General features: G+C 67.4%; 25 protein-coding genes. 17 read left to right on the top strand and 8 right to left on the bottom strand.

Annotated features, from left to right (window positions below; all coding sequences use genetic code 11):
• Positions 1 to 7: 7 nt before the first annotated feature.
• The 4 genes from yjgA (at position 8) to EV672_RS11955 (ending at position 3,329) form a co-directional block, all read left to right on the top strand.
• Complete coding sequence (gene yjgA / locus EV672_RS11940; RefSeq protein WP_133609467.1) at positions 8 to 625, top strand: ribosome biogenesis factor YjgA; 618 nt, start codon at positions 8 to 10, stop codon at positions 623 to 625.
• An 8-nt stretch (positions 626 to 633) separates the two neighbouring features.
• Positions 634 to 1,239, top strand: coding sequence for a molybdopterin adenylyltransferase (gene mog / locus EV672_RS11945; RefSeq protein WP_133609469.1), 606 nt, complete (start codon positions 634 to 636; stop codon positions 1,237 to 1,239).
• Between the two features lie 181 nt (positions 1,240 to 1,420).
• Positions 1,421 to 2,506: a phosphotransferase family protein gene (locus EV672_RS11950; protein WP_133609471.1), complete on the top strand. Its 1,086-nt coding sequence runs from the start codon at positions 1,421 to 1,423 to the stop codon at positions 2,504 to 2,506.
• Positions 2,507 to 2,546: 40 nt separating this feature from the next.
• Positions 2,547 to 3,329, top strand: a complete 783-nt coding sequence (locus EV672_RS11955) for an SDR family oxidoreductase (protein ID WP_133609473.1) — start codon at positions 2,547 to 2,549, stop codon at positions 3,327 to 3,329.
• 24 nt (positions 3,330 to 3,353) lie between these two features.
• Here the strand turns inward: EV672_RS11955 and cysE are convergent, their stop codons facing one another.
• Together cysE and EV672_RS11965 are read right to left on the bottom strand one after the other, a co-directional pair.
• A complete protein-coding gene (gene cysE, locus EV672_RS11960; protein WP_133609619.1) occupies positions 3,354 to 4,151 on the bottom strand; it encodes a serine O-acetyltransferase in 798 nt (265 codons plus the stop codon).
• A 109-nt stretch (positions 4,152 to 4,260) separates the two neighbouring features.
• Entirely contained in the window at positions 4,261 to 5,010 is a 750-nt protein-coding gene (locus EV672_RS11965; protein WP_133609475.1) for an RNA methyltransferase, read from the bottom strand.
• Positions 5,011 to 5,206: 196 nt separating this feature from the next.
• On the opposite strand from EV672_RS11965, the gene EV672_RS11970 reads away from it, so the two are divergent.
• Complete coding sequence (locus tag EV672_RS11970; protein WP_133609477.1) at positions 5,207 to 6,304, top strand: inositol monophosphatase family protein; 1,098 nt, start codon at positions 5,207 to 5,209, stop codon at positions 6,302 to 6,304.
• 23 nt (positions 6,305 to 6,327) lie between these two features.
• Here the strand turns inward: EV672_RS11970 and EV672_RS11975 are convergent, their stop codons facing one another.
• Positions 6,328 to 7,020, bottom strand: coding sequence for a flavin reductase family protein (locus EV672_RS11975; protein ID WP_133609479.1), 693 nt, complete (start codon positions 7,018 to 7,020; stop codon positions 6,328 to 6,330).
• Between the two features lie 109 nt (positions 7,021 to 7,129).
• On the bottom strand, positions 7,130 to 8,035 hold the full coding sequence (locus EV672_RS11980; RefSeq protein WP_133609481.1) for a bestrophin family protein: 906 nt from the start codon (positions 8,033 to 8,035) through the stop codon (positions 7,130 to 7,132).
• 134 nt (positions 8,036 to 8,169) lie between these two features.
• Here EV672_RS11980 and EV672_RS11985 point away from each other — a divergent pair, with 134 nt between their 5' ends.
• A complete protein-coding gene (locus EV672_RS11985; protein ID WP_133609482.1) occupies positions 8,170 to 10,212 on the top strand; it encodes an acetoacetate--CoA ligase in 2,043 nt (680 codons plus the stop codon).
• A gap of 6 nt (positions 10,213 to 10,218) precedes the next feature.
• On the opposite strand, the gene EV672_RS11990 is transcribed toward EV672_RS11985, so the two are convergent.
• From EV672_RS11990 to EV672_RS12000, 3 genes are read right to left on the bottom strand one after another with little or no spacing between them, the layout of a single operon-like run.
• The gene (locus EV672_RS11990; RefSeq protein ID WP_133609483.1) at positions 10,219 to 11,295 is read right to left on the bottom strand and encodes a DNA-3-methyladenine glycosylase family protein; all 1,077 of its coding nucleotides are present in this window, start codon (positions 11,293 to 11,295) and stop codon (positions 10,219 to 10,221) included.
• Positions 11,292 to 12,395: a bifunctional DNA-binding transcriptional regulator/O6-methylguanine-DNA methyltransferase Ada gene (gene ada, locus EV672_RS11995; RefSeq protein WP_133609485.1), complete on the bottom strand. Its 1,104-nt coding sequence runs from the start codon at positions 12,393 to 12,395 to the stop codon at positions 11,292 to 11,294. The genes EV672_RS11990 and ada overlap by 4 nt, the downstream gene beginning before the upstream one ends.
• The gene (locus EV672_RS12000) at positions 12,316 to 13,923 is read right to left on the bottom strand and encodes a M48 family metalloprotease (protein ID WP_133609487.1); all 1,608 of its coding nucleotides are present in this window, start codon (positions 13,921 to 13,923) and stop codon (positions 12,316 to 12,318) included. Before EV672_RS12000 ends, ada begins: the two co-directional genes overlap by 80 nt.
• Before the next feature lie 354 nt (positions 13,924 to 14,277).
• Between EV672_RS12000 and EV672_RS12005 the strand changes: the two genes are divergently transcribed.
• The 5 genes from EV672_RS12005 to EV672_RS12025 all read left to right on the top strand — a co-directional run bounded on the left by EV672_RS12005 (position 14,278) and on the right by EV672_RS12025 (position 19,113).
• Positions 14,278 to 14,556, top strand: coding sequence for a DUF6566 family protein (locus EV672_RS12005; RefSeq protein WP_243738655.1), 279 nt, complete (start codon positions 14,278 to 14,280; stop codon positions 14,554 to 14,556).
• Positions 14,557 to 14,592: 36 nt separating this feature from the next.
• Positions 14,593 to 14,859 (top strand): translation initiation factor IF-1, encoded by a 267-nt coding sequence (gene infA, locus EV672_RS12010; protein ID WP_133609489.1) that lies wholly within the window; start codon positions 14,593 to 14,595, stop codon positions 14,857 to 14,859.
• Positions 14,860 to 14,900: 41 nt separating this feature from the next.
• On the top strand, positions 14,901 to 15,239 hold the full coding sequence (rbp, locus tag EV672_RS12015) for an RNA-binding regulator (RefSeq protein ID WP_133609491.1): 339 nt from the start codon (positions 14,901 to 14,903) through the stop codon (positions 15,237 to 15,239).
• Between the two features lie 242 nt (positions 15,240 to 15,481).
• Entirely contained in the window at positions 15,482 to 18,289 is a 2,808-nt protein-coding gene (mutS, locus tag EV672_RS12020; RefSeq protein WP_424923150.1) for a DNA mismatch repair protein MutS, read from the top strand.
• Complete coding sequence (locus EV672_RS12025; protein ID WP_243738656.1) at positions 18,286 to 19,113, top strand: proteasome-type protease; 828 nt, start codon at positions 18,286 to 18,288, stop codon at positions 19,111 to 19,113. Before mutS ends, EV672_RS12025 begins: the two co-directional genes overlap by 4 nt.
• A 30-nt stretch (positions 19,114 to 19,143) precedes the next feature.
• Here EV672_RS12025 and EV672_RS12030 read toward each other — a convergent pair whose 3' ends face one another.
• Positions 19,144 to 19,869 carry a lysophospholipid acyltransferase family protein gene (locus EV672_RS12030; RefSeq protein WP_133609493.1) on the bottom strand — a complete coding sequence of 242 codons (726 nt, stop codon included), beginning with the start codon at positions 19,867 to 19,869 and terminating at the stop codon, positions 19,144 to 19,146.
• A gap of 158 nt (positions 19,870 to 20,027) precedes the next feature.
• Here EV672_RS12030 and pyrG point away from each other — a divergent pair, with 158 nt between their 5' ends.
• From pyrG to EV672_RS12060, 6 genes are all read left to right on the top strand, one after another.
• The gene (pyrG, locus tag EV672_RS12035) at positions 20,028 to 21,683 is read left to right on the top strand and encodes a CTP synthase (protein WP_133609495.1); all 1,656 of its coding nucleotides are present in this window, start codon (positions 20,028 to 20,030) and stop codon (positions 21,681 to 21,683) included.
• Positions 21,684 to 21,698: 15 nt separating this feature from the next.
• Positions 21,699 to 22,553: a 3-deoxy-8-phosphooctulonate synthase gene (gene kdsA / locus EV672_RS12040; RefSeq protein ID WP_133609497.1), complete on the top strand. Its 855-nt coding sequence runs from the start codon at positions 21,699 to 21,701 to the stop codon at positions 22,551 to 22,553.
• A gap of 94 nt (positions 22,554 to 22,647) precedes the next feature.
• The gene (eno, locus tag EV672_RS12045) at positions 22,648 to 23,931 is read left to right on the top strand and encodes a phosphopyruvate hydratase (RefSeq protein WP_133609499.1); all 1,284 of its coding nucleotides are present in this window, start codon (positions 22,648 to 22,650) and stop codon (positions 23,929 to 23,931) included.
• A 72-nt stretch (positions 23,932 to 24,003) separates the two neighbouring features.
• Positions 24,004 to 24,366 carry a cell division protein FtsB gene (gene ftsB, locus EV672_RS12050; protein ID WP_133609501.1) on the top strand — a complete coding sequence of 121 codons (363 nt, stop codon included), beginning with the start codon at positions 24,004 to 24,006 and terminating at the stop codon, positions 24,364 to 24,366.
• The gene (gene pnuC, locus EV672_RS12055) at positions 24,363 to 25,094 is read left to right on the top strand and encodes a nicotinamide riboside transporter PnuC (RefSeq protein WP_243738657.1); all 732 of its coding nucleotides are present in this window, start codon (positions 24,363 to 24,365) and stop codon (positions 25,092 to 25,094) included. Before ftsB ends, pnuC begins: the two co-directional genes overlap by 4 nt.
• Positions 25,091 to 25,789 (top strand): AAA family ATPase, encoded by a 699-nt coding sequence (locus EV672_RS12060; RefSeq protein ID WP_133609503.1) that lies wholly within the window; start codon positions 25,091 to 25,093, stop codon positions 25,787 to 25,789. The genes pnuC and EV672_RS12060 overlap by 4 nt, the downstream gene beginning before the upstream one ends.

Genomic DNA, 25,789 nt, shown 5'->3' on the forward strand with positions numbered 1-25,789 from the left:
CGATGACATGAATCCGAACCAATTTGACACCGACGACGCCGACGAAGACTTCGGCGGCTCCGCAGGCGGCTACAGCCGCCCCAGCAAAAGTGCGCTCAAGCGCGAGAGCCACGAGCTGCAAGCCCTGGGCAAACAGCTGCTGGAGATGCCCGACAACCGCCTCGACGACATCGGCATGCCCGAGCGCCTGCGCGACGCCCTGGACGCCTACAAGAAGACCAAGTCTTTCGAAGGCAAGCGCCGCCAGCTGCAATTCATCGGCAAGGTGATGCGCGAGGTGGACGCCGAGCCCCTGCGCGAGGCCGCGGCACAGTTCCAGATGGGCCATGCCCGCAATGCGCTGGCGCTGCACCAGGCCGAGCGCTGGCGCGTGGAGTTGCTCTCTGACGACAAGGATGTGCTGACCCGCTGGGCCGAGGCGTTCCCGGGCGCCGACCTGCAGCAGCTGCGTGCCTTGGTGCGCAGCGCCCGCAAGGACGCGGCCGAGGTGCCTGAAAAGCGCAGCGGCCGGGCCTACCGCGAGCTGTTCCAGTACATCAAGCAGGCCATGGAAGCCCACGAGGTTCAGCCTGGCGATGACGATGTCCCGGGCTCCGACGACGGGCAGCGTGAGGACGGCGCGTGAGCACACCCATGGGCGCAAACCCCGGGTTGGAGCCCGTCCGCATCGGCGTGGTGTCCATCAGCGACCGCGCCAGCACGGGCGTCTATGAGGACAAGGGCCTGCCGGCGCTGCAGGACTGGCTGGGCCGCGCGGTGCGCAACCCCATCACCTGGGTGCCGCGCCTGATCGCCGACGAACGCGCCCTGATCGCCCAGACCCTGCGCGAGCTGGTCGATGCCGAGGCCTGTGATCTGGTGCTGACCACCGGCGGCACCGGCCCTTCGCCGCGCGACGTCACGCCCGAAGCCACGCTGGACGTCGCCGACAAGGAAATGCCGGGTTTTGGCGAGCAGATGCGCCAGATCAGCCTGCGCTTCGTGCCCACGGCCATTTTGTCGCGGCAGACGGCCGTGATCCGGGGCAAGGCGCTCATCCTCAACCTGCCGGGCCAGCCCAAGTCCATCGCCGAGACGCTGGAAGGCCTGCGCGACGCCGAAGGCAAATCGGTGGTGCCGGGCATTTTTGCCGCGGTGCCCTACTGCATCGACCTCATCGGCGGGCCCTACATCGAGGCGGTGCCCGAGGTGTGCGCGGCCTTCCGGCCGAAGTCGGCGCAACGCCCGCCCCAGGGTTGACGACGCCCGACGCGCCCGGCGGCTGTCGTCAGGTCATCCGCGCAACGAATGGGTGCGGATTCAAACAATTCATTTGATTCATCACTGCCAGCTTCCTACACTGCTCCGATTCACACATTGACCGTGTCGTGTCGGCGCACCCGCGTGCCCGGTGGCGGCGGTCGCCGAGGAGACGCAGCGAATGAGCGACAGCAGCAACAATGCCCTGGTGGACCAGGCTGGCCAGGTCCGAGCCGGTGAAGAGGTGGACGTGGCCCAGGTCACGGCCTACCTGCAATCGAAGGGCTTGAACGTGGAAGGCACGCCCGAGCTGCAACAGTTCCCCGGCGGTGCGTCCAACCTGACCTACCTGCTGCGTTACGCCAACGTGGACCTGATCCTGCGCCGCCCACCGTTCGGCCACATCGCCAAATCGGCCCATGACGTGGTGCGCGAGGCGGTCATCATGCAAAAGCTCAAGCCGGTGTACCCGCAGGTGCCGGTCATCCACGCCATCTGCGAAGACGCCGACGTCATCGGCGCGCCTTTCTACGTGATGGAGCGTCTGGTGGGCAACATCCCGCGCCAGAACCTCTCGCCGGAACTGGGCCTGGACGCGGCCAAGACGCGCCAGCTGTGCCTGAACGTGCTCGACGCCCTCATCGAGTTGCACAAGCTCGACCCGGCGAAGGCGGGGCTGGACACCCTGGGCAAGGGCGAAGGCTATGTGGCCCGACAGGTGGAGGGCTGGACCAAACGCTACCGCGCCGCCCGCACCGAGGATGTGGGGGATTTCGAGGCCGTCATGGCCTGGCTGGCCGAAAAGCAGCCGCAGCAGGAAGTGGCCATCCGCCTCATCCACAACGACTTCCGCTTCGACAATGTCGTGCTGGACGTGAACGACCCGCTGAAGATCATCGGCGTGCTGGATTGGGAAATGGCCACGCTGGGCGACCCCTTGATGGACCTGGGCAGCGCCCTGGCTTATTGGGTCCAGGCCGACGACGACCCGTTCATGAAGGGCTCGCGCCGGCAGCCCACCAACGCGCCGGGCATGCTGACCCGCGACGAGGTGGTGCGCTACTACGCCGAGAAGACCGGCTTCAGCGTGGCCAATTTCGACTTCTACACGGTGTATGGCCTGTTCCGCCTGGCCGGCATCGCGCAGCAGATCTACAAGCGCTTCAAGGAAGGCAACGCACGCAACCCGGCCTTCGCGCAGTTCGGCCCGTTTGCCTGCTACCTGGAGCAGCGCTGCCTGGGCATCATCGCGCAATCCAGCTTGTGACCTGGACGCTCACCTTGAACCCTCTGCACCTTTGATCGCCATGACGAACCCCAACCCGCTCGCCGCCACCTTCGACCTGACCGGCAAGGTCGCCCTGGTCACCGGCTCCAGCCGTGGCATCGGCGAGGCCATTGCCCGCCTGCTGGCCGCCCATGGCGCCCACGTCATCGTCTCCAGCCGCAAGGCCGAGCCCTGCGAGGCCGTGGCCGCCTCCATCCGCGCAGCCGGTGGCAAGGCCTCGGTGCTGGCTTGCCACATCGGCGAGATCGATCAGATCGACGCGACGTTTGCCGCCATCGCGCAGCAGTTCGGCCGCCTCGACATCCTGGTCAACAACGCCGCCACCAACCCCTACTTCGGCCACATCACCGACACCGACCTGAGCGCCTTCCAGAAGACGGTGGACGTCAACATCCGCGGCTACTTTTTCATGTGCGCCCGCGGCGCCAAGATGATGGCCAAGCAAGGCGGCGGCTCGATCGTCAACATCGCTTCGGTCAATGGCGTGATCCCGGGCATGGCCCAGGGCATCTACTCCATCACCAAGGCGGCCGTGATCTCGATGACGCACGCCTTCGCCAAGGAGTGCGCCACGCAGAAGGTGCGCGTCAATGCCATCTTGCCGGGTGCCACCGACACGAAATTCGCCTCGGCGCTGACCAGCAACGAGATGATCCTGAAGTCGGTGCTGGCCCACGTGCCCATGAACCGCGTGGCCGATCCGTCGGAGATGGCGGGCGCGGCGCTGTACCTGGCGTCGGACGCGGCCAGCTACACCACGGGCACCTGCCTGAACGTGGACGGCGGCTACCTGCTGGCCTGAGGACCCAAGGGCTTGGTCAGCGGCTCACTTCACCAGCCGGTTGAGCTCGTCGGCGTTGAAGGCTTCGGTGATCTGGGCGTCGGTGGGCATGCAGTCGCGGCCCAGCTCGCTTTGCGCGCAGGCCGCGAGCTTTTCAACCGCTTGCCACAGCAGCGCGATCTGGTGTTCGTGGCCCGAGGCGTGGTCGATCAGGCCTTTGAGCGCTTGCGACAGCGGGTCGTCGCCCTCGGTCACACCGTATGCGGAGAAGCCCATGCGCGCAGCCAGGGCCTCGCGCTCGGCCTGCTTGGGGTCCAGCACCTGGGCCTTGGCCACGATGATGCGTGCCGGGTTGCCCACGGCCGTGGCATTGGCCGGCACGGGTTTGGTGACGACGGCGTTGGAGCCCACGCGCGCGCCATCGCCCACGGTGAAGCCGCCCAGCACCTGCGCGTTGGCGCCCACGATCACGCCCCTGCCGAGCGTGGGGTGGCGCTTGGCGCCTTTGGACAGCGAGGTGCCGCCCAGGGTCACGCCCTGGTAGATGGTGCAGTCGTCGCCGATCTCGGCGGTTTCGCCCACCACCACGCCCATGCCGTGGTCGATGAAGACGCGGTGGCCCACTTGGGCGCCGGGGTGGATTTCGATGCCCGTGAAAAAGCGCGCCCAGTGCGACACCCAGCGGCCCAGCCACTTCAGGCCGTGCGTCCAGCACCAGTGCGCGCAGCGGTGCATGGCCAGGGCGTGGAGACCGGGGTAGCAGGTCAGGACCTCCCAGGCCGTGCGGGCGGCGGGGTCACGCTCCAGGATGCAGGCGATGTCTTCGCGCAGGCGGGCAAACAGCATGAATGAGCTTGTGCGTTTTTCGAATGAGGCTAGGAAGTGTAGCCCTGGGGCAAAGACCCGGGATGGCGCCAGGCTTGGCGTGCGCGCCCGGGTGGCAGCCCGACGGTCAGCGCGGGGTGCGCTCCAGGATGGCTTTCGCGATGCCGCGCAGGATGTGGATGTCTTCCTGGCGCAACTCGGCCCGGTTGAAGAGCTGGTTGAGGCGCGGCATGAGCTTCTTGGGCGCGGCCGGGTCAAGGAAGCCCAGTTGCACCAGGGCCTGCTCCAGGTGCGTCAGCATGCCTTGCACGGCCTCGCCACTGGCCAGGTCGGCATCGGGCGTGCGCGCTGTGACGGGGAAGCCACCGAGGGCCATGCGCCACTCGTAGGCCAGCACCTGCACGGCCTGCGAGAGGTTCAGCGAGCCGTAGTTCGGGTCGGTGGGGATGCTGATGACGGCGTGGCAGCGGTACACGTCTTCGTTGGCCATGCCGTGGCGTTCGCTGCCGAACACGAAACCAACCTTGTGTCCGGCCGCGGCATGGGTGCGCGCCAGCGCGGTCAAGCCTTCGCGCGGCGTGATCGTGGGCGGGCCGAAGTCGCGCGGGGTCATGGCCGTGCCGATGGCGTAGGTGACGCCCTCTAGCGCTTCGGCCACGGTGTCCACGGTGCGCGCACGCACCAGGATGTCGGCGGCGCCGCTGGCCATGGCCACGGTGTCTTCCTGCACCAGCACGTCGGCAAAACGGGGGCGCACCAGCACCAGCTCCGAAAAGCCCATGACCTTCATGGCGCGGGCGGTGGCGCCCACATTGCCGGGGTGGCTGGTGCCGATCAGGACGAAGCGGGTGGGGTCAGGCTGTGCAGCAGTGGACATGGGCAGGGGCTGTGGGGCAGGGCGCCAAAGGAAAGCGCCAAAGAGGGGGGTGCAAAAAACGGCGCAGTTCGATAGAATGCTCGATTCTCCCCCCGTTCTTTGGTCACCGCTGCGCCCCCGCCTCCTCGTTCGCCGTCGCATTCCGACCGGCCCACGAGCTCCATCGACGTTGTTCGATTTTTTTGCTGGTCATACCATGTCCCAAGCCTTGCATCCCATGCTCAACATCGCCATCAAAGCTGCACGCGCAGCCGGGGCGATCATCAACCGGGCATCGCTCGACATCGAGCGGCTGCAAGTGACCGCCAAGTCGCACAACGACTTCGTCACCGAGGTGGACCAGGCAGCAGAGCAGGCGATCATCGACACCATCCTCGAGGCTTACCCCGGCCACGGCATCCTGGCCGAAGAGTCGGGCCGCTCGCAGGGTGCCAAGCACTCCGAGTACGTCTGGATCATCGATCCGCTGGACGGCACCACCAACTTCATCCACGGCTTCCCCGTGTACGCCGTGTCCATCGCGCTGGCCTACCGCGGTCAGGTGCAGCAGGCCGTGGTCTATGACCCGACCCGCAACGACCTGTTCTACGCCTCGAAGGGCAAGGGCGCCTACCTCAACGACCGCCGCATCCGCGTCTCCAAGCGCACGCGCATGCTGGAGTCGCTCATCGGCACGGGCTTCCCCTTCCGCAAGGGCGACAACTTCCAGCGCTACATGAAGATGTTCGAAGAGGTCATGGTGCAGTGCGCCGGCCTGCGTCGCCCGGGTGCAGCCTCGCTGGACCTCTGCTACGTGGCCGCGGGCTACCTCGATGGTTTCTTCGAGACCGGCCTGAGCCCCTGGGACGTGGCCGCAGGCTCGCTGATGATCACCGAAGCCGGTGGCCTGGTGGGCAACTTCACGGGTGAGCCTGACTTCCTTTACCAGCGTGAAATCTTGGCGGGTTCGCCGCGCATCTACGGCCAGCTGGTCAAAACCCTGGCGCCCTACACCCGCGTGATCGCCGAGACGGCGGCTGCGCCGGAGGGCGATTCGGGCGAAGCCCCCCGGGGCGGTCGCAGCGCCCGTGGCACCCAGACCGATGCCATTGCGGCCGATGTCGATGCCCACGACGCCGCCCTGGAAGCGCTGAAAGCCGCCACCGCCGCACCTCAGCCCGAGGCCGAGCCGGTGGCGCCCAAGCGCACCCGCATCACCGCTTCGGCCAAGGCGGCCGAGTTGGCCAGTGGCCTGGGCGATGGCAGCAGCACGCCGAGCCAGGCGCCCCGTGGCAGGGACGACGCGCCCTTCTGAGGCAAGCCGATCGGGCGTGGGCTTCAGGCGGCGGTGCCGGCAGCGGCGCGCCGTTTGCCGCGGCGCCACGGTGCATAGAAGCCTTCGGGCGTTTCTGCCAGCCGGGAGGCTTGCAGGCGCTGGCCCACGGTGTGGAACTGCCGAAAGCTCATGATCAAGGGATGCCAGCGGTCGGGGTCGATGCGCTGGTTGTCGCTGGGGTGCAGCAGCTCGGGCGCCACGTGCACGCGGCTCAGGCGCAACTCCACCATGCATGCCGCCACGGGCATCCGCGGGTCCTGGGCGGCGAAGGGGCGCATGTCCACCACGCTGGCCTCCAGCTGCACCTGGCATTCGCGCACGCGCGGGGCGTCCACATCGACGGCAGCCTGGGCAGTCAGTCCGGCCGCCGAGAATTTGTCGGCCTCGTGGCGATAACCCAGCATCTGCTTGTGGATGGGCACTGCGGCCGAGCCGGTCAGCAGGGCGAGCCGGTCCACCGCGGCCACCATGCCGGCGTCGGCGAGGTTCAGCACGCACTGGCCTGTGCGTTGCAGGTTCTCGGTGGTCTGTGAGCTGGCGTCCAGGCCCAGCATGCAGCTCCAACCCAGCCACCAGGCCGACGACATCGGCGCGAGGTTGGCCGAGCCGTCGGGGTTGCGGGTGCCAACGAGCACCACGGGCGTGCCCCAGTAGTGGATGGCGGGTTCGATGTCGAGGTGCGTGGGTGCGTGCATGGGAGGCTTCCTGTCGGCGGCTTGTCAGCGTGTGGCCGCGGGGTGGGGGTGTCCCACTGTGGCGCGGCGCCGCGACGGACGCATCCCGTTGCTTGCGCTGTGGCGTGCCTCAATCCAGGAAGCAGTTCACCGGCTGGGGCTTGGGCGGCAGGTTGCGCTCGCCCAGCATCTCCAGCAGCGCAGCCTCGATGGTGATGGCCATGGCGTTGAGCGCCAGGTCGTTGGGCATGGTGCCGAAGGGCTCTTCGATTTCGTCGCTCAGGGCCTCGATGGCGAAGAAGGTGTAGGCCACGAAGGTCACCATCAGGGGCGTCATCACGCCGATGGCGTCGAGCAGGCCGAAGGGCAGCATCAGGCAGTAGATATAGACCGTGCGGTGCAAAATCACCGAGTAGGTGAAGGGCAGGGGGGTGTAGGCGATGCGCTCGCAACCGCCCAGGGCATCGTTGAGGCCGCCGAGCGAGCGGTCCAGTTCTGCCGCGAGGATGGGGTCGATGCGGCCGGCTTCGCGGGTGTCGCGCAGCCGTTCGGCCAGCCACATCAGGATCTGCAGTGCTGGCGTGCGCCGCTCGGCCAGCCGAGGCAGCAGCTCGGGCGGCAGCAGGCGTTGCAGGTCGGGCCAAGGGTCGGTGTTGCGCAACTGGTGGCGGGTGGCGTGCACGAAAGCGGCCAGGCCTTGCACGAAGGCGCGCGGGTCCTCGCGCGTGAACGACACCCACTGCCGCGCCGCGTTGCGCCCGTCGGTCAGCAGCTTGCCCCAGAGCTTGCGGGCTTCCCAGTAGCGGTCATAGCTGGCGCTGTTGCGAAAGCCCAGGAAGATGGCCAGGGCCACGCCCACCAGCGAAAACGGCACGGCCGTCAACGTGATCTTGCGGTTGAGCAGCTCGCCATGGAAGATCACCACCCCGATCGAGATGGCGAAAATCACCAGCAGCTGGGGCAGGATCTGCAAAAGCAGGGAGCCGCGCCGCACGAAGAGCATGCGCAGCCAGTTGGGGCGGGGACGGACGATCACGGGGTGGGTGCCGCAGGCGGCTCAGCCAGGAACAAGCCCGCATTGTGACATTTCGCGACACAGGGCCAGCCCCCGTTGTCAGCCGATGTCACGCCAGGGATGATGGCCACTCCGTGTGCCTTGACGTTCGTCCCATGAGTGCTGTCCGCCCGCCCTACGTCCCGATCGTCCGCCTGTACCAGGACTGGTTGCACCAGACCCGCGGTCTGCGGTTTGCCGATTACCGCGCGCTGTGGCGCTGGTCGGTGGACGAGCCCGACGCCTTCTGGCAGAGCCTGTGGGACTACGACGGCATGCGCTCGCCCACGCCCCACACGGCGGTGCGCAGCGCCGACCCCATGCCCGGCACGCGGTGGTTCGAAGGTGCGCAGGTGAACTACGCCCAACGCGTGTTGCGGCACGTGGACGCGGCCCATGCGGCGGGCGTGCCTGCCATCGTCAGCGAGAACGAACTGGGCGAGGTGCGCGAGGTGTCGTGGCCCGAGCTGCGTCGCCAGGTGGCCTCGCTGGCCCTGACCCTGCGCGAGATGGGCGTGCAAGGCGGTGACCGCGTGGCCGCTTACCTGCCCAACGTGCCCGAAGCCATCGTGGCCTTCCTGGCCTGCGCCAGCGTGGGCGCCATCTGGAGCGTCTGTGCGCCCGACATGGGCGTGCAGGCTGTGACCGACCGCTTCACGCAGATCGCGCCCAAGCTCTTGATCGCGGCGGATGGCGTGCACTACGCGGGCAAGCGCCTGGACCGCAGCGAGGTGGTGGCCGGCCTGCGCGACAGCCTGCCCAGCGCGGACAAGCTCATCGTGCTGCGCACCCCGTTTGCCAGCCGCCAGGTGCCGGCCGATGCGGATTTTGCCCAGGCCACCGCCCGCGACGACGCGGCCGTGGCAGCCTTCGAGCCCGATTGGCTGCCCTTCGATCACCCGCTGTGGGTGGTTTATTCCAGCGGCACCACCGGCCTGCCCAAGCCCCTGGTCCACGGGCACGGTGGCATCTTGATGATGGGTGCGGCGGGCCGCAAGCTCGGCGATGTGGGCGCGAGTTACCTGCCCAACAGCTTCGGCGAGCGCTTCCACTGGTACAGCTCGACCGGCTGGGTGATGTGGAATTCGCAGGTCTCGGGGCTGTGCGATGGCGCCACCGTGGTGATCTTCGATGGCAGCCCGGGCGGCAGCAAGGTACAGCCCGACTGGACGGTGCTGTGGCGCTTCGCGGCGCGCCACCGCGTCACCTATTTCGGTGCGGGCGCGGCTTTCTATGCCAACTGCATGAAGGCGGGCGTGGACCTGTCGCAATGCGGTGACCTCGGCTGGGTCAGGGCGCTGGGCTCCACCGGCTCACCGTTGGCCGAGGACGTGCAGCGCTGGGGCACGGCGCAGTTCGAGGCCCTGGGCACACCCGACATCTGGTGGAATAACATTTCGGGGGGCACCGATTTCTGCGGTGCGTTCGTGGGCGGCCACCGCGAGCTGCCGTTGCAGCCCGGGCGCATGCAGTGCCGCCTGCTGGGCTGTGCGGTGGCGGCCTGGAATGCCGAGGGCCAGGCGGTTGACAACGAGGTGGGCGAACTCGTTTGTACCCAGCCGCTGCCGTCCATGCCCTTGTATTTCTGGGGCGACGAGGGCCATGCGCGCTACCTGTCGAGCTACTTCGACACCTACCCCGGCGTCTGGCGCCACGGTGACTGGCTGAAGGTGCACGACGACGAGAGCTGCATCATCTACGGCCGCAGCGACGCCACCATCAACCGCCATGGCCTGCGCATGGGCACCAGCGAGATCTACAACGCCGTGGAGGCCTTGCCCGAGGTGCTCGACAGCCTGGTCATCGACCTGGAGTACCTGGGGCGCGACAGCCGCATGGTGATGTTCGTGGTGCTGCGCCCCGGCCTGGCGCTGGACCAGGCGCTGCAGGCGCGCATCCACGGCGCCATCCAGCAGACGCTGTCGCCGCGCTTCGTGCCGGACGTGACGCTGCAGGCGGAGGAGATCCCGCGCACGCTGTCGGGCAAGAAGCAGGAGGTGCCGATCAAAAAGCTCTTTCTGGGCCAGCCGCTGGAGCGCGTGGTCAACCGGGATGCGATGGCCAACCCGCAGTGCTTGCCCTGGTACGAGGCCCAGGCCCGTGCACAGGGCGCTGCACATGCCAGTGCACATGCCAGTGCCCCTGGCTTGGCCGGGTGATGCGCCTCAAGCGGCCACGGACAGCGAGGCCCAGAGGTGGGCCGCGGCCAGGGCGCGCCAGGGCGACAGGGGCGCCAGCCAGGCTTCGGCCACCTGCGGAGTGACCGTCGGGGATGGCACAGGCTGCAGAGGCTGAAAACGCGGTGAAGGCGGTTTGGCCGAGGCAGCGTTCGGCTTGAGCAAAGCCCCCAGCGCCCGCCGCACGGCCACGTCGCCATGCAGGGAGCCGTCCAGCCAGCCGAAGCCGCGCATCAGGGCGTAGCTCACCGTCCAGGGGCCGATGCCTTGGATGGCCAGCAGTTGGGCGGCGATGTCGCTGGGCCCAGCGCGCAGGGTCTTGTCTTGTTCCTTGTTCTGATCGCCACCCAGCCAGCCGCCGAGCCCTTCGCCCAGCCGCAGCGTGCCGCTGTGCACCGCTTCCGACACCGACAACAAGGTGCGTGCCTTGCTGGCGGTGAAGCCCGCTGTGCGCAGACCCGCCTCGCCCAGGGCCAGCAGTTGCGCGGCCTGCGGGTGACACAGGATGCCGCTGCTGTGGCGGACACCGCAGGCCTCGATCATGCGGCGGCGGATGGCCACGGCGGCCTGCACACTGATCTGCTGCCCGGTGATGGCCCAGCTCAGGGCTTCGAAAGGCGAGGCCGTGACCGGTACGCGCAGGCCGCTTTGGCGCGCCAGCACGGGGCCGAATTCAGGGTGATGCCGGTGCGCACGTTCGAAGCCTTCGACGTCCTGGTCCAGGCCCAGCATGCGACGCACCATGGCCTCGAAGCGCGGCTGATCGACATCCGCACCCAAGCAGGCACCCAAGCCGGCATCCAAATCTGAATCCACGGCGAGTTCGGCGTGCACGGCGTCGTCCTGGAAGCTCAGACTGAGCAGCGCGGGCGCGCCTTGCCAGACCAGGCCCTTGTCCAGCCGCGACGCCGTGACCCGTTCGGCCAGGGCGTGCGGGTCGCGCCCGTGGAAGGCCAGCACGTCGTCACGGCGGAAGTTCGCAGGCAGGCTGATGGGGTGGCGCAAGTGCTGACGCAGGGTGGTTTGTGCGCCGCATGGCGGCTTGCCTGGCGTGGCCCTTGTCATGGGCGCGGGGTGTCTGCTGGGGGCGTGAGCGATGCGAGGGATGCCATCGGTGCCGCCGGGTCGGCCTCCCGCACCAGCAGCGCCTGCTTGCGCGCCACGCCCCACCGGTAGCCCGACAGGTCGCCATTGAGCCGCACCACGCGGTGGCAGGGGATGGCCACGGCCAGGGTGTTCGAGGCACAGGCTCGCGCCACAGCCCGCACCGATGTGGGCGAGCCGATGCGTTCGGCCAGCTCGGTGTAGCTCACGGTCTGCCCGGGCGGGATGTCGCGCAGCGCCTGCCACACGCGCTGCTGAAAGGCCGTGCCGCGCACGTCCAGTGGCAGGCTGTGCGACTGCGTGGGCATCTCCACCAGCCCGATCACCTGGGCCACCAGGCGTTCGAAGTCGGTGTCGGCACCGATGAGCTCGGCCTGCGGGAAGCGGTCCTGCAACTCGCGGGTGAGGACGCCGGCATCGTCACCCAGCGAGATGGCGCACACGCCCAAGGCGCTGGCTGCGACCAGCACCGCGCCCAACGAGCACTGCGCCACGGCGAAGTGGACGACCGTGTCTTTGCCGCCGCCACGGAAGGCCGAGGGCGTCATGCCCAGGCGCTGGCGGGCGCCTTCGTAGAAGCGGCTGGGCGCCTGGAAGCCCGCTTCGTGCAAGGCATCGGTGATGCGCTGACCGGCGCCCAGGGCTTCGCGCACCTTGTGGGCGCGGTGGGCATCGGCATAGGCCTTGGGCGTGATGCCGGTGACCGCCTTGAAGATGCGGTGCAGGTGGTGCGGGCTCATCTGCGCCTGCGCGGCCAGCGCGTTCAGCGAGGGTGGCTGCTCAGCGGCCTCGATGTGCCGACACAGCGCCGCCACGAGCGAGGTGTGGCGGTGCGCCGGAGTTTGCGCCGAGGGGTGCGCGGTTGTGGCCACGGTGGGCTGCGGGGCGGAGGGCAATCGGGCGGGCATGGCACCCACTCTAGCCCGATCGTGTGGCCTCGTCCTCCCGACTCTTGCGATCCTGGCGGTGGCCGGGGAGGCGTCAGCGCCCGATCGTCTTGACCATCTGCCCCACCTTGGGTTCGGCGATGTGACCTGCGCCATCGGTGCCGTCCTGGCCATAGGCGCTGTTCATCAGGCGCAGCTGTCCCTCAGCCTGTGCTGCCGGCATGAAGGCCGCCAGGACCGAGCTGCGCGCGAGTTCCGCAAAGCCGCCCTTGGGGAAGGGCACGGCCTTGATCACCCAGGGCCTGGCGGCCTCGCGGTCGGCCGGCGTGATGGCGCGGAACGAGGCCTCGGCTTCGCGCAGCGGCGCGTCGGCCCTTTGCAAGGCGGCAGCGTCACGGCCCAGATGCCGCATCAGGTACCTGCGCGACAGCGGCCCATCGACCAGCGTGAGATGGACAGCCGTCGCCGCACCCTGCGCGTTGCGCACCACGCCATCGAAATGCGTGGCCGGCAGACCGTGCAGGCTGCGCTTGTCCAGGTTGCCTTCCACGCGGTTCTGGTTGGCCTTGAGCAGCTGGCGCAGCAGGTCTTCGTGCGAGCCCTGGGCGCTGGGCGGCAGCACGGTCACGACCAGGCCGGCGTCGCCCGCGGCATTGACGAGGGTGATGGCATCGCTGCCATTGCGCACCCGCCAGCCCGAAGGCGCGGTCAGGGCCATGCCCAGGCCTTCGTGCACGAATTGCGGGCCGCGCACCACGCCTTCCTCGCGGCTGTCGCCAAACACCATGCCCTCGACCGTCTGCAGATAGCGCGCGCGGCCATCGTCGTCGTAGCGCGTTGGCGGTGTCTGGTATTGCAGCGCGATGGTGCGGATGTCCGCCAGGCGTTGCGCGTTGCTGGGGTGGGACGCCAGCCAGTTGTTGCCCGATGGCGCCTGGCGGCCCTCGGCGCGGGCGGTGTCGGCTGCGAACTGCTCCTGACTTTTGAGCACCTGGATGACGTCCACCATGTTGCGCGGGTCATAGCGGTTGCGCGCCAGGTACTCCGCGCCAAGCTCATCGGCTTGCGTCTCCTGCTCGCGGCTGTACGACGCGACGTAGCCCGCCGCGGCGGTCTGCGAGACCTGCCCCGCGAGGTCGGTGGCGCCGCGCACGCCGGCACCCTCCAGCACCACGCCCAGCACCGTGGCTGCCAGCACGCCCAGCCCGGCGTTTTGCTGGCGTGTCGCGCGCTGCGCGCCATGGCGCGCGGTGACGTGGCCGATCTCGTGGCCCATCACGCCGGCCAGTTCGGCTTCGCTGTCGAGGTAGGCCATGATGCCGCGGGTCACGTACACGTAGCCGCCGGGCAGGGCGAAGGCATTGACCTCGGGGCTGTCCAGCACGGTGAAGGTCCACGCCAGGTTGGCGCGGTGCGACTGCGCCGCGAGTTTCTGGCCCAGCGTGTTGACGTAGGCCTGTACCTTCGGGTTGGCGTAGGCGCGCTGCTCCTTGAGCACCTGCTGGTGGGCTTTCTGGCCTTGGGTGATCTCGGCGGGTTCGTCCATCACCGAGCGCTCGGCCTCACCGGTCACCGGGTTGACGACGGTGCTGCCGCAGGCGCTGAGCAGCGCCGAGCTCAGGGTCGCGGCGGTCAGTGTCGCTGCGGCACGTTGCCAGGGGCGTGCGGTGGGCGAAGTCCGGGGTATGCAGGGCGTGTGCATGGTCGTGTGTGAGACGCGGTTGTGTGTGGGGGGGTGTGAAGCTCTGCCTGCGACTTTAGCGCCGCACCTTTGCACTTGTCGCCACCGGTCACACTGTGCGTTTCAGGCGCCATTTCGCGCTGCGGCAAAAATAAGTGTGCACATTTCACAAGATGCTGTTAGAGTGCGGAGCAGCGCTGCAGGCTGCTTGCCTGCTCAGCGCCATCTGCCTGAGCTTGAAACGCCAGCGCCAATCCTGACACACAGTTCCGGGTTGAGTCCGCTGAACGTGCCACCCAAGGCACCTGACCTCCGCCGCGAACCGGCACCGGGTTGTTTCCCAGGCAAGCTTCTCCGTTCGATGCACTCCGTGCCGTGCGGATTCTCCCCCAGGCCTTGCGGCCCTCAGTGAATCTTTTGAATCCTTTCCCTGCCTCCTCGTTTTCGGTCGACAAGTTCTGCCTGTCACCGTTCGCCAAACTCAATGAATCGGGCCAGTACGCTGCCTCGATTTCCATCCGCAGTGGACGCGGCCGCGGGACCCATGACCGGGTCTTCCGCTTCATCCCTTGCTTTCCCAACCACGACGAGGCCATCCGCTATGCCGCGGACCAGGGTCGCCGCTTCGTGCGTCAGTCCAACTGTTCGGCCTGATCGCCGCGCAGCCATCTTCCTCACCTTAGGAGACCTGTGTCCAAGGAAGACCTCATCGAAATGCGTGGCCAGGTGGACGAAGTTCTGCCCGATGCCCGCTTCCGCGTGACCCTCGAAAACGGTCACACCCTTGTCGCCTATTCGGGCGGCAAGATGCGCAAAAACCGCATCCGCATCCTGGCGGGCGACAAGGTGTCGCTGGAGCTCTCGCCGTATGACTTGAGCAAAGGCCGCATCACCTTCCGCCACCTCGAACCGCGCGCTGGTGGTGCACCTGCACCCATGCGTCGCAAATTCCGCTGAGCACCCGCTCAATATCCCTTTTCATTTTTGAAAGACACACCATGAACAACAAACTGTACGTTGGCAACCTGGCCTACTCCGTGCGCGACGAAAGCCTGCAGCACGCCTTCTCCGAATTCGGTTCGGTCCAATCCGCCAAGGTCATGATGGACCGTGACAGCGGCCGCTCCAAGGGCTTCGGCTTCGTGGAAATGGGCACCGCCGAAGAAGCGCAAGCTGCCATCCGTGCCCTGCACGGTCAACAACTGGAAGGCCGTGACCTGACCGTCAACCTGGCCCGTCCCAAGGAAGACCGTCCGAGCGGTGGTTTCGGTGGCGGCGGCTCGCGTGGCGGCTACGGCAGCGGCGGCGGCTACGGCGGTGGCCGTGGCGGTTACTGATCGCCAGCGTCTGACGCATCCTGAGCCTTCGGTGATCTGAGGGTTCGGAACGCAGCGCGGCCTGTTTCAGGCCCAAAACAAGCCGACTCGCAGGGGTCGGCTTTTTTCATGGGCGCCTCGAAAGTCCGGGGGCAGGGCGCTTGGGCAAAGCGCATACACTCACGGCCCTGAGATGCCGCCTCTGCTCTGTGGGGCGACTTGCATCTCCATGCGCGCCTGCAAGACTCAGGCGCCCGACAGCCATGCCCCCTCCCATGGACACGCCCAGCACCCCCACACCCTCCAGCGCCACGGCCGATTACTCAGGCCACACGCCCATGATGCAGCAGTACCTGCGCATCAAAAGCGAGTTCCCGGACACCCTCGTGTTCTACCGCATGGGCGATTTCTACGAGGTTTTCTACGACGACGCGCGCAAGGCCAACCGCCTCATCGACATCACCTTGACGGTGCGCGGGCAGTCGGGTGGCGAGCCGGTGGTGATGGCCGGTGTGCCGGTGAACGCCGTCGAGACCTACCTGGCCAAGCTGATCCGCCTGGGCGAGTCGGTGGCGATTTGCGAGCAGGTCGGCGAGGTGGGTGCCAGCAAGGGCCCGGTGGCGCGCAAGGTGGTGCGGGTGGTGACGCCCGGCACGCTGATCGACACCGAGTTGCTGTCCGAGCGCGCCGATGCGCTGCTGCTGGCCGTCGTCATGGGCAAGGAACGTGGCAAGGACAAGCCCTCCGACACCACGCCCTGCGCCCTGGCCTGGGTGGGCCTGTCCAGCGGCAAGCTGGGGCTGACCGAATGCACCGCGCGCGAGCTGGTGGGCTGGCTGGCCCGCTTGCAGCCCGCTGAAATCCTTTACGACCGCGAGCGCGTGCCGCCCGCCTTGCTGCCTTTGCTCAATGCCGGCTCGGCATCCGGAGGCGGCCCGCGCGGCGTGGCCCTGACCAGCCGCCCGACCTGGCAGTTCGATGCCGGTCTGGGCCTGCGCAAGCTGTGCGAGCAGTTGCAAGTGCAGCACCTGCAAAGCTGGGGCGCCCAGGAGATGCCCCTGGCGCATGCCGCCGCCGCCGCGTTGCTGAGCTACGCCGAGCACACGCAGGGCAGGGCGCTGGCGCACGTGGCCTCGATGGAGGTGCCGCGGGTGTCGGAGCTGCTCGATGTGCCGCCATCCACCCTGCGCAACCTGGAGTTGGTGCAGACCCTGCGTGGCGAGGACGCGCCCACGCTGCTCTCCCTGCTGGACACCTGCCGCACCGGCATGGGCAGCCGCGCCTTGCGCCAATGGCTGACGCAGCCTCTGCGCGATCGCAGCGTGGCCCGCGCCCGCCACGACGCGGTGGCCACCCTGCTGGCGCCACCCACCCACGCCCAGGGCTTCGACGCCATCCGCGAGGCCTTGCGCCAGATGAGCGATGTCGAGCGCATCAACGCCCGCGTGGCCTTGCGCCAGGTGCGCCCGCGCGAGTTGGCCGGCCTGCGCGACACGCTGCTGGGCCTGCCCGATTTGCTGGCCCGCGTGCCCGATCTGGCGCAGGAAGACGGCGCATCGCCCGGTTTGTTGCAGCAGGTCCGCTCGGCCCTGTCGCCCGATCCGGCCGTGGCCGCGCGCCTGCAGGCCGTGCTCATGGAGGCGCCCGCCGTGCTGTTGCGCGACGGCGGTGTCATCGCCACCGGTTTCGATGCCGACCTCGACGAGCTGCGCGCCATCTCGCAGAACTGCGACGCCTTCCTGCTCGACCTCGAAGCCCGCGAGCGCGCCCGCACCAACATCCCCAACCTGCGCGTGCAGTTCAACAAGGTGCATGGCTTCTACATTGAGGTCACGCAGTCGCACGCCGACAAGGTGCCGTTGGACTACCAGCGCCGCCAGACCCTGAAGAACGCCGAGCGCTACATCACGCCCGAGCTCAAGGCCTTCGAAGACAAGGCCCTGTCGGCGCAAGACCGCTCGCTGGCGCGCGAGAAGTTCCTGTTCGAGCAACTCATCGACTTCCTGCAGGCCCACATCGGCACCCTGGGCGCGCTGGCGCGGGCGCTGTCCACGCTGGACGCCCTGGCCGCCCTGGCCGAGCGCGCCGCCACGCTGCGCTGGACGCGGCCGGAGTTCGTCTCGCACCCCTGCATCGACATCGAAAAGGGCCGACACCCCGTGGTCGAGGCCCGCCTGATGGAGACCACCGGCGCGGCCTTCATCCCCAACGACTGCCGCCTGGACGCCAAGCGCCGCATGCTCATCGTCACGGGCCCCAACATGGGCGGCAAATCGACCTTCATGCGCCAGGTGGCCCTGATCGCGCTGATGGCCGCCGTGGGCTCCTACGTGCCGGCGGCCTCGTGCCGTCTGGGGCCGATGGACGCCATCCACACCCGCATCGGCGCGGCCGACGACCTGGCCAACGCCCAGTCCACCTTCATGCTGGAGATGACCGAGGCCGCCGCCATCGTGCACACCGCCACCGAGCACTCGCTGGTGCTGATGGACGAGATCGGCCGCGGCACCTCGACCTTCGACGGCCTGGCCCTGGCCGGCGCCATTGCCGGGCACCTGCACGACCGCAACCAGTCCTTCACGCTGTTCGCCACGCACTATTTCGAGCTGACCCGCTTGCCAGAGAAGCACCCGCGCGCGCTCAACGTGCACGTGGGGGTGGCCGAATCGGGCGACGACATCGTTTTCCTGCACGAGCTGCAGCACGGCCCGGCCAGCCGCAGCTACGGCGTGCAAGTGGCGCGCCTGGCGGGCATGCCGCACACCCTGATCCGTCAGGCGCGTGCCACACTCGAGTCTCTGGAGTCGCAACAGCGCGCGTCCGACCAGCAGATCGACCTCTTTGCCGAGTTGGGCGGCGATGGCAGCGCGGCCGGCGCGGTGCTGGACCTCGATGGTTTGGCCGATGCCGCCCGGGCCTCACTCCCGGCAGGCGCTCAGACTGCCGCCGACGCCCTGACGCCCGCCGAGGCCCAGGCACTGAACCTGCTTGTGGCCATCGACCCCGACACCCTCACGCCGCGCGAAGCGCTGGACGCCCTGTACAAACTCAAATCGGTGATCTCATCATGACCTACTGCGTCGCCATGCGCCTCAACGCCGGCCTGGTCTTCCTGTCGGACTCGCGCACCAACGCGGGCATGGACCAGATCAGCACCTTCCGCAAGATGACGGTGTTCGAGCAGCCCGGTGACCGCACCCTGGTCGTGCTGTCGGCCGGCAACCTGGCCATCACCCAGGCGGTCAAGCAACTGCTGGGCAGCGAAACCATCGAAGGCTCGGACGGTGAGCCCTGCACGATCTGGACGGCCAAAAGCCTGTTCGATGTGGCCCGCATCGTGGGCAGCGCCGTGCGCAAGGTCCACGCCCGCGACGCCGAGGCGCTCAAGCAGCACGGCATCGACTTCAACTGCAGCCTCATCGTCGGCGGCCAGATCAAGGGCGAGACGATGCGCCTGTTCAATGTCTATGCCGCGGGCAATTTCGTCGAGGCGGGCATCGACGGCGTCTGCTACTTCCAGATTGGCGAGTCCAAGTACGGCAAGCCCGTCATCGACCGCGTCATCACGCCGACCACGCCGCTGGAAGAGGCCGCCAAGTGCGCGCTGATCTCGATGGACTCCACGCTGAAGTCCAACCTCTCGGTGGGCCTGCCACTGGATTTGCTGGTGTACGAGGCCAACGCCTTGAAGGTCGAGCGCCTCATCCACATCGACGAGTCGGACACCTACTTCCGCATGATCCGCAACACCTGGGGACAGCGCCTGCGCCAGGTGTTTGACTCCATCCCGGACCCGGTGTGGCAAGCTGAGCAGGCCGATGCGGGCAACCTGCCGGCGGCGTCCCAGGCCCAGGCCATGAACCCGCTGAGCAAGATCCACGCGCCCAACGGCTGAGGTGTCGGTGCCGCAGCGGCACCACGCCAGTCAAGTCAGCGCGGCTGCCTCGAGGTCGAGTTCGTCGATGCAAGCGGCCATCTGCGCGTGGCAAGTGGCCATCAGCGCGGGCAGGTCGTCCAGCGTCAGCCCGGTGGTGGCGATGGGCGGCAAGGCCCGCAGGATGACGGTGCCGCCATGCCAGCGGTTCAGGTCCATCGTGCGGGTGTAGTTGTTGGCGCACACCGGCAGGATGGGCACCTGGGCGTTGATGGCCATCTGGAAGGCGCCCTTCTTGAAGGGCCCCAGGCCTTTGCCATGGCTGCGTGTGCCCTCCACGAACACCCACAGCGACATGTCTTTGTGCTGCAGGGTGTCGGTGGTGGTGAGCATGGCCTTCTTGGCCTGGATGGCGTTGCCGCGGTCCACCAGCACATTGCCGGCCAGCCAGTACAGTTGCCCGAACAGCGGGATCCATTTCAGGCTCTTCTTGCCCAGGCTGACCGTGCGCCTGGGCACCACGCGGCCAAAGACGAACAGGTCGTGGTTGGAGAGGTGGTTGGCCGCGAGCACGGCGGGGCGGGCGTGCTCGATCAAATCACCGATTTCCAGCTTCACGCGGACGCCCATGATCCGCAAGGCCGGCAGCGAATACACCCGGGCGCACAGGCGGCTGTTGTCGGGGTTGAAGGGGCGGCACAGGCCGATGAGCAGGCCGATCACGCTGGCGATCACGAAGTGGGCGGCCAGCAGCAGGACGCGGAGGACAAACAGCAAAACAGCTCCTGCGAGGGTGGTGCGAAGCGGCCGATGATACGCCGCGCACAGTGGCCCTGGCGGTGCTGCAGGCAACGATGTCCGCGGGCCGCGCGGCACTCCGCCTATAATGCCGCTTTACCACCGCAGCGATCCTGTTTGTCGATCGCCCCTGCGCAATGACCAAGTTTGTCTTCGTCACCGGCGGTGTGGTGTCCTCCCTCGGTAAGGGCATCGCCGCTGCGTCTTTGGCCGCCATCCTTGAATCTCGCGGCCTCAAGGTCACACTGATCAAGCTGGATCCCTACATCAACGTGGATCCCGGCACGATGTCGCCGTTCCAGCACGGCGAGGTCTTCGTGACCGACGACGGCGCTGAGACCGACCTCGATCTGGGCCACTACGAGCGCTTCATCACGACGCGCATGAAAAAGGCCAACAATTTCACGACCGGCCAGATCTACAAGAGCGTGCTCGAAAAGGAGCGCCGTGGTGATTACCTGGGCAAAACCGTCCAGGTGATCCCGCACATCACCAACGAAATCCAGGACTTCGTGCGCCGCGGCGCTGGCGTCGGCACGCCCGAGGCCGTGGACGTGGCCATCGTGGAAATCGGCGGCACCGTGGGCGACATCGAATCGCTGCCCTTCATGGAAGCGGCGCGTCAGATGAGCCTGCGCGGCGGCGCGAACAACACGGCCTTCGTGCACCTGACCTACGTGCCCTTCATCGCGGCCGCGGGCGAGCTGAAAACCAAGCCCACCCAGCACACCGTGCAGAAGATGCGCGAAATCGGCATCCAGCCCGATGCCTTGCTGTGCCGGGCTGACCGCGCCATCCCTGCCGATGAGCGCGAAAAGATCTCGCTGTTTACCAACGTGCAGGAATCGGGCGTGATCTCGGTCTGGGATGCCGACACCATTTACAAGGTGCCGCGCATGCTGCACGAGCAGCACCTCGACGACCTCATCTGCAACAAGCTGCAGCTGCAGACCGGGCCGGCCGACCTGTCCCGCTGGGACAACCTGGTCTTCGAGGTCGAGAACCCCAAGCGCGACGTCACCATCGCCATGTGCGGCAAGTACACCGACCTGTCGGATTCGTACAAGTCGCTCAACGAGGCCCTGCGCCACGCCGGCATCCACAACCATGCGCGCGTGCGCATCGAGTACGTGGACTCCGAAACGCTCACGCCCGAGACCGTCTCCCAGCTGGCGCAGTTCGATGCCATCCTGGTGCCTGGCGGCTTCGGCAAGCGCGGCGTGGAAGGCAAGATCTGCGCGGCCCAGTTCGCCCGCGAAAACGGCATCCCCTACCTGGGCATCTGCCTTGGCATGCAGGTGGCCACCATCGAGTACGCACGCCACAAGGCCGGCCTCGAAGGCGCCAACTCCACGGAGTTCGATCCCCAAGGCCCACACCCCGTGATCGCCCTGATCGACGAGTGGCTGGACGCCGATGGCACCGTGCAAAAGCGCGATGCGACCTCCGACCTGGGCGGCACCATGCGCCTGGGCGCGCAAAGCTCCGATGTGAAGCCCGGCACCATCGCGCACGAGATCTACGGCGATGTGGTCACCGAGCGTCACCGCCACCGCTACGAGGCCAACGAGCGCTACCTCGACAAGCTGCAAGCCGCAGGCCTGGTCATCTCGGCCATCACCCAGCGCGAAAAGCTGACCGAGATGGTCGAGCTGCCCAAGTCGGTGCACCCCTGGTACGTGGGCGTGCAGTTCCACCCGGAATTCAAGTCCACCCCCTGGGGCGGACACCCGCTGTTCACCGCCTACATCCAGGCTGCGCTGGCCCACCAGGCCACGCAACCGAAGGTTTGAAGAAGGACCGATGCCATGAAGTTGTGCGGATTTGACGTTGGCCTGGACCACCCTTTCTTCCTGATCGCCGGCCCCTGCGTGGTCGAGTCCGAGCAGCTGCAGATGGACACGGCAGGGCACCTGAAGGAAATCACTTCGGCGCTCGGCATCCCCTTCATCTTCAAGTCGAGCTACGACAAGGCCAACCGCTCCAGCGGCACGTCCTTCCGTGGCCCGGGCATGGAGAAGGGCCTGGAGATCCTGGCCAAGGTCAAGCGCGAACTGAACGTGCCCATCCTGACGGACGTGCACTCCGAGGCCGAGATCCCCGCCGTGGCGGCCGTGGTCGATGTGCTGCAGACGCCTGCCTTCCTGTGCCGCCAGACCGATTTCATCCATGCGGTCGCCCAGTGCGGCAAGCCGGTGAACATCAAGAAGGGCCAGTTCTTGGCGCCTGGCGACATGAAGAACGTCATCGACAAAGCCCGTGCCGCCGCGCGCGAAAAAGGCTTGAACGAAGACAACTTCATGGCCTGCGAACGCGGTGCCAGCTTCGGCTACAACAACCTGGTCTCGGACATGCGCTCGCTGGCGATCATGCGCGAGACCAACGCCCCCGTTGTGTTCGACGTGACCCACTCGGTGCAGCTGCCGGGCGGGCAGGGCACGTCGTCAGGCGGTCAGCGCGAGTTCGTGCCCGTGCTGGCGCGTGCCGGCGTGGCCGTCGGCGTGGCCGGCCTCTTCATGGAAACGCACCCCGATCCGGCCTGTGCATTGTCGGATGGCCCCAACGCCGTCCCCCTCAAGCACATGAAAGCCTTGCTCGAAACCCTGGTGGCCCTTGACCGTGTCACCAAGAAGAACGGTTTCCTGGAGTCGAATTTCAACTGAGTCAAGTTGCGGCCCGTTGCTGCCGACTGGCAGATTCGCCCTGGGCTATTTTTTTCCACATCCACAAATTTTCAATCTTCCTGAGGAACCTGAGATGAGCGCCATCGTTGACATCATCGGCCGTGAAGTGATCGACAGCCGCGGCAACCCCACCGTGGAATGCGACGTGCTGCTGGAAAGCGGCGTCATGGGCCGTGCTGCCGTGCCGTCTGGCGCTTCGACGGGTTCGCGCGAAGCCATCGAGCTGCGCGATGGCGACAAGTCCCGCTACCTGGGCAAGGGCGTTCTCAAGGCCGTTGAGCACATCAACACCGAAATCGCCGAAGCCGTGCTGGGCCTGGACGCTTCCGAGCAAGCCTTCCTGGACAAGACCCTGATCGACCTCGACGGCACCGACAACAAGGGCCGCCTGGGCGCCAACGCGATGCTGGCCGTGTCGATGGCCGTGGCCCGCGCCGCTGCCGAAGAAGCCGGCCTGCCCCTGTACCGCTACTTCGGCGGCATGGGTGCGGTGCAGCTGCCCGTGCCGATGATGAACGTCATCAACGGCGGTGCGCACGCCAACAACAACCTGGACATCCAGGAGTTCATGATCCTGCCCGTGGGCGCCCCGACCTTCCGCGAAGCCCTGCGCTATGGCGCCGAGGTCTTCCATGCGCTGAAGAAGATCCTGCACGACAAGCACATCAGCACGGCAGTGGGCGACGAAGGTGGTTTCGCGCCTTCCGTGGCCAGCCACGAAGAAGCCATCCAGCTGATCCTGCAAGCCATCGAAGCCGCGGGCTACGTGGCCGGTGAGCAGATCGCCCTGGGCCTGGACTGCGCGGCCTCCGAGTTCTACAAGGACGGCAAGTACCACCTCGAAGGCGAAGGCCTGGAGCTGACGGCCGAGCAGTGGACCGACATGCTGGCCACCTGGGTGGACAAGTACCCGATCATCAGCATCGAAGACGGCATGCACGAAGGCGACTGGGCCGGCTGGGCCCACCTGACCGAGCGCCTGGGCAAGAAGGTGCAGCTGGTGGGTGACGACCTGTTCGTGACCAACACCAAGATCCTGAAGGAAGGCATCGACAAGGGCATCGCCAACTCGATCCTCATCAAGATCAACCAGATCGGCACCCTGACCGAGACCTTCGCCGCCATCGAGATGGCCAAGCGCGCTGGTTACACCGCCGTCATCAGCCACCGCTCGGGCGAAACCGAAGACAACACCATCGCCGACATCGCCGTGGGCCTGAACGCCGGCCAGATCAAGACCGGCTCCATGAGCCGCTCGGACCGCATGAGCAAGTACAACCAGCTGCTGCGCATCGAAGAGGACCTGGGCAACGTGGCCGTGTACCCCGGCCGCAGCGCGTTCTACAACCTGCGCTGATCGCAGCTGTGACGCCAGCAAAGGGGCCTTCGGGCCCCTTTTCCATGGGCGCGCGTCGTGGATAATGCCGCCATGCGTGTGGCCTTTTTCATCATCGTGGCGCTGTTGGCGGCGGTCCAGGTCGAGCTGTGGCTCGGCAAGGGCGGGTTGCCGCGCGTGATGTCGCTGCGCGCCCAGGTGGAAGCCCAGCAGAAGGTCAATGCCCAGGCCCAGGCCCGCAACGAGCGCCTGGCCGCCGAGGTCCGTGACCTGCAAGAAGGCCTGGAGATGGTCGAGGAAAAGGCCCGCACCGAGCTTGGCATGGTCAAGCCTGACGAAATCTACGTGCAGTTGACATCTCAGCCGGCAGCGCCGCGGACCTTGCCACCGACCTCGCCCAGCGCCGCGCCATGGCCGCCTGCTGCGCAGGCTTCGTCTCCCGCACCCACCCCTTGAGCTCAAGCATGGAGGCACTGGCCGCTCACCTGGCCTGGGTCGACCCCTGGCTGCTGCCGGTATGGACGGCCTGGGGCGTGCCTTTCAGCTGGCTGGAGCTGGCGGCCTGCACGCTGTCGCTGGCCATGGTGGGCTTCAACCTGCGCGTGCATCCGGCCGGCTGGCCGCTGGCCATGGTCAGTTCCGTGTTGTATGGCCTGTTGTTCGCGCGCAGCCGCTTGTATGGCGAGGCGGCGCTTCAACTGGTGTTCGTGGCCATGTCGGCCTGGGGTTGGTGGCAGTGGTTGCGGGGCACGAGCGACGGCAGCGGCCATGACGCCCTGCGGGACGCGGTCGCAGAGTCGGCGCCGGATGGCCAGCCCTTGCGGGTGCGCTCCTTGGGCCCGCGTGGTGTGTGGCTGGCCTGTTTGAGCCTGGCCGTGCTGTGGCCGCTCGTGGGCACGCTGCTGGCCCATGCCACCGATTCTGACGTGCCTTACTGGGACGCCCTGCCCACCACCGGCAGCCTCATCGGGCAATGGCTGTTGGGCCGCAAATACGTGGACAACTGGCCCTGCTGGCTGGCGGTCAACCTGGTCAGCATGGCCCTGTTCGCACACAAGGCGCTGTGGCTGACGGTGTGGCTGTACGCGTTGTTCGCGCTGCTATCGGTGGTGGGGTGGCGCGCCTGGTTGGCCGAGGCGCGTGCGCACTTGCCGCGCCCGCGCCGCCGAGAGGCCCTCACATGAAGACGACCTTGCCGCGTCAGGGGCGCATCGTTGCGCTCGTGGGCGCCGAGAGCACCGGCAAGACCACGCTGGCACACGACCTGTTCCGCGCCTTGTTGGCACGTGGTCACGATGCCGTGGTCGTGTCCGAGACCTTGCGCGCCTTTTGCGACACCCAGGGCCGCACGCCCCGGGCCGACGAGCAAGCCGCTTTGGCCGCCGAGCACAGCCGGCGCATCCGCGAGGCTGCCCAGCGCCACACCCTGGTCCTGGCCGACACCACCGCCCTGATGACCGCGGTGTACAGCGACCTGCTGTTCGACGACCGCAGCCTGTATGCCGAGGCCATGGCCGAGCACGCGCGCTGCGAGCTCACACTCTTGACCTCGCTGGACCTGGCCTGGGTGGCTGATGGCCTGCAGCGCGATGGCCCGCAGGTGCGCGAGCCGGTGGACCGGCTGGTGCGCCAGGCCCTGATGGAGGCCGGACAGCCTTTTGGCATCGTGGCGGGGCAGGGCAACCAGCGCCTGCGCCACGCCCTGGCCATGGTCGATCACATGCTGGATGCACCTGCGCGCGTGCGCCGCAGCACCGAAGGCGCTGGAGCAGGCCCGGCAGCCGCGACCCCGCGCTGGCGTGCGGTCTGCACCCATTGCGATGACGACGCGAGCTGCGAGCAACATTGGCTGACGCGCGGTTTGCGCAACGGCGGCTGA

Origin of the sequence: Aquabacterium commune (assembly GCF_004362855.1) — a bacterium.
Taxonomy (GTDB): Bacteria; Pseudomonadota; Gammaproteobacteria; order Burkholderiales; family Burkholderiaceae_C; genus Aquabacterium; species Aquabacterium commune.

Excerpts from the sequence above, each read along its gene's own strand:
- yjgA (WP_133609467.1), top strand. The coding sequence starts at position 8 with ATGAATCCGAACCAATTTGACACCGACGACGCCGACGAAGACTTCGGC.
- mog (WP_133609469.1), top strand. The coding sequence starts at position 634 with ATGGGCGCAAACCCCGGGTTGGAGCCCGTCCGCATCGGCGTGGTGTCC.
- EV672_RS11950 (WP_133609471.1), top strand. The coding sequence starts at position 1,421 with ATGAGCGACAGCAGCAACAATGCCCTGGTGGACCAGGCTGGCCAGGTC.
- EV672_RS11955 (WP_133609473.1), top strand. The coding sequence starts at position 2,547 with ATGACGAACCCCAACCCGCTCGCCGCCACCTTCGACCTGACCGGCAAG.
- EV672_RS11965 (WP_133609475.1), bottom strand. The coding sequence starts at position 5,010 with ATGTCCACTGCTGCACAGCCTGACCCCACCCGCTTCGTCCTGATCGGC.
- EV672_RS11970 (WP_133609477.1), top strand. The coding sequence starts at position 5,207 with ATGTCCCAAGCCTTGCATCCCATGCTCAACATCGCCATCAAAGCTGCA.
- EV672_RS11975 (WP_133609479.1), bottom strand. The coding sequence starts at position 7,020 with ATGCACGCACCCACGCACCTCGACATCGAACCCGCCATCCACTACTGG.
- EV672_RS11985 (WP_133609482.1), top strand. The coding sequence starts at position 8,170 with ATGAGTGCTGTCCGCCCGCCCTACGTCCCGATCGTCCGCCTGTACCAG.
- EV672_RS11990 (WP_133609483.1), bottom strand. The coding sequence starts at position 11,295 with ATGACAAGGGCCACGCCAGGCAAGCCGCCATGCGGCGCACAAACCACC.
- ada (WP_133609485.1), bottom strand. The coding sequence starts at position 12,395 with ATGGCCAGGACGGCACCGATGGCGCAGGTCACATCGCCGAACCCAAGG.
- EV672_RS12000 (WP_133609487.1), bottom strand. The coding sequence starts at position 13,923 with ATGCACACGCCCTGCATACCCCGGACTTCGCCCACCGCACGCCCCTGG.
- rbp (WP_133609491.1), top strand. The coding sequence starts at position 14,901 with ATGAACAACAAACTGTACGTTGGCAACCTGGCCTACTCCGTGCGCGAC.
- mutS (WP_424923150.1), top strand. The coding sequence starts at position 15,482 with ATGCCCCCTCCCATGGACACGCCCAGCACCCCCACACCCTCCAGCGCC.
- EV672_RS12025 (WP_243738656.1), top strand. The coding sequence starts at position 18,286 with ATGACCTACTGCGTCGCCATGCGCCTCAACGCCGGCCTGGTCTTCCTG.
- pyrG (WP_133609495.1), top strand. The coding sequence starts at position 20,028 with ATGACCAAGTTTGTCTTCGTCACCGGCGGTGTGGTGTCCTCCCTCGGT.
- kdsA (WP_133609497.1), top strand. The coding sequence starts at position 21,699 with ATGAAGTTGTGCGGATTTGACGTTGGCCTGGACCACCCTTTCTTCCTG.
- eno (WP_133609499.1), top strand. The coding sequence starts at position 22,648 with ATGAGCGCCATCGTTGACATCATCGGCCGTGAAGTGATCGACAGCCGC.
- ftsB (WP_133609501.1), top strand. The coding sequence starts at position 24,004 with ATGCGTGTGGCCTTTTTCATCATCGTGGCGCTGTTGGCGGCGGTCCAG.
- EV672_RS12060 (WP_133609503.1), top strand. The coding sequence starts at position 25,091 with ATGAAGACGACCTTGCCGCGTCAGGGGCGCATCGTTGCGCTCGTGGGC.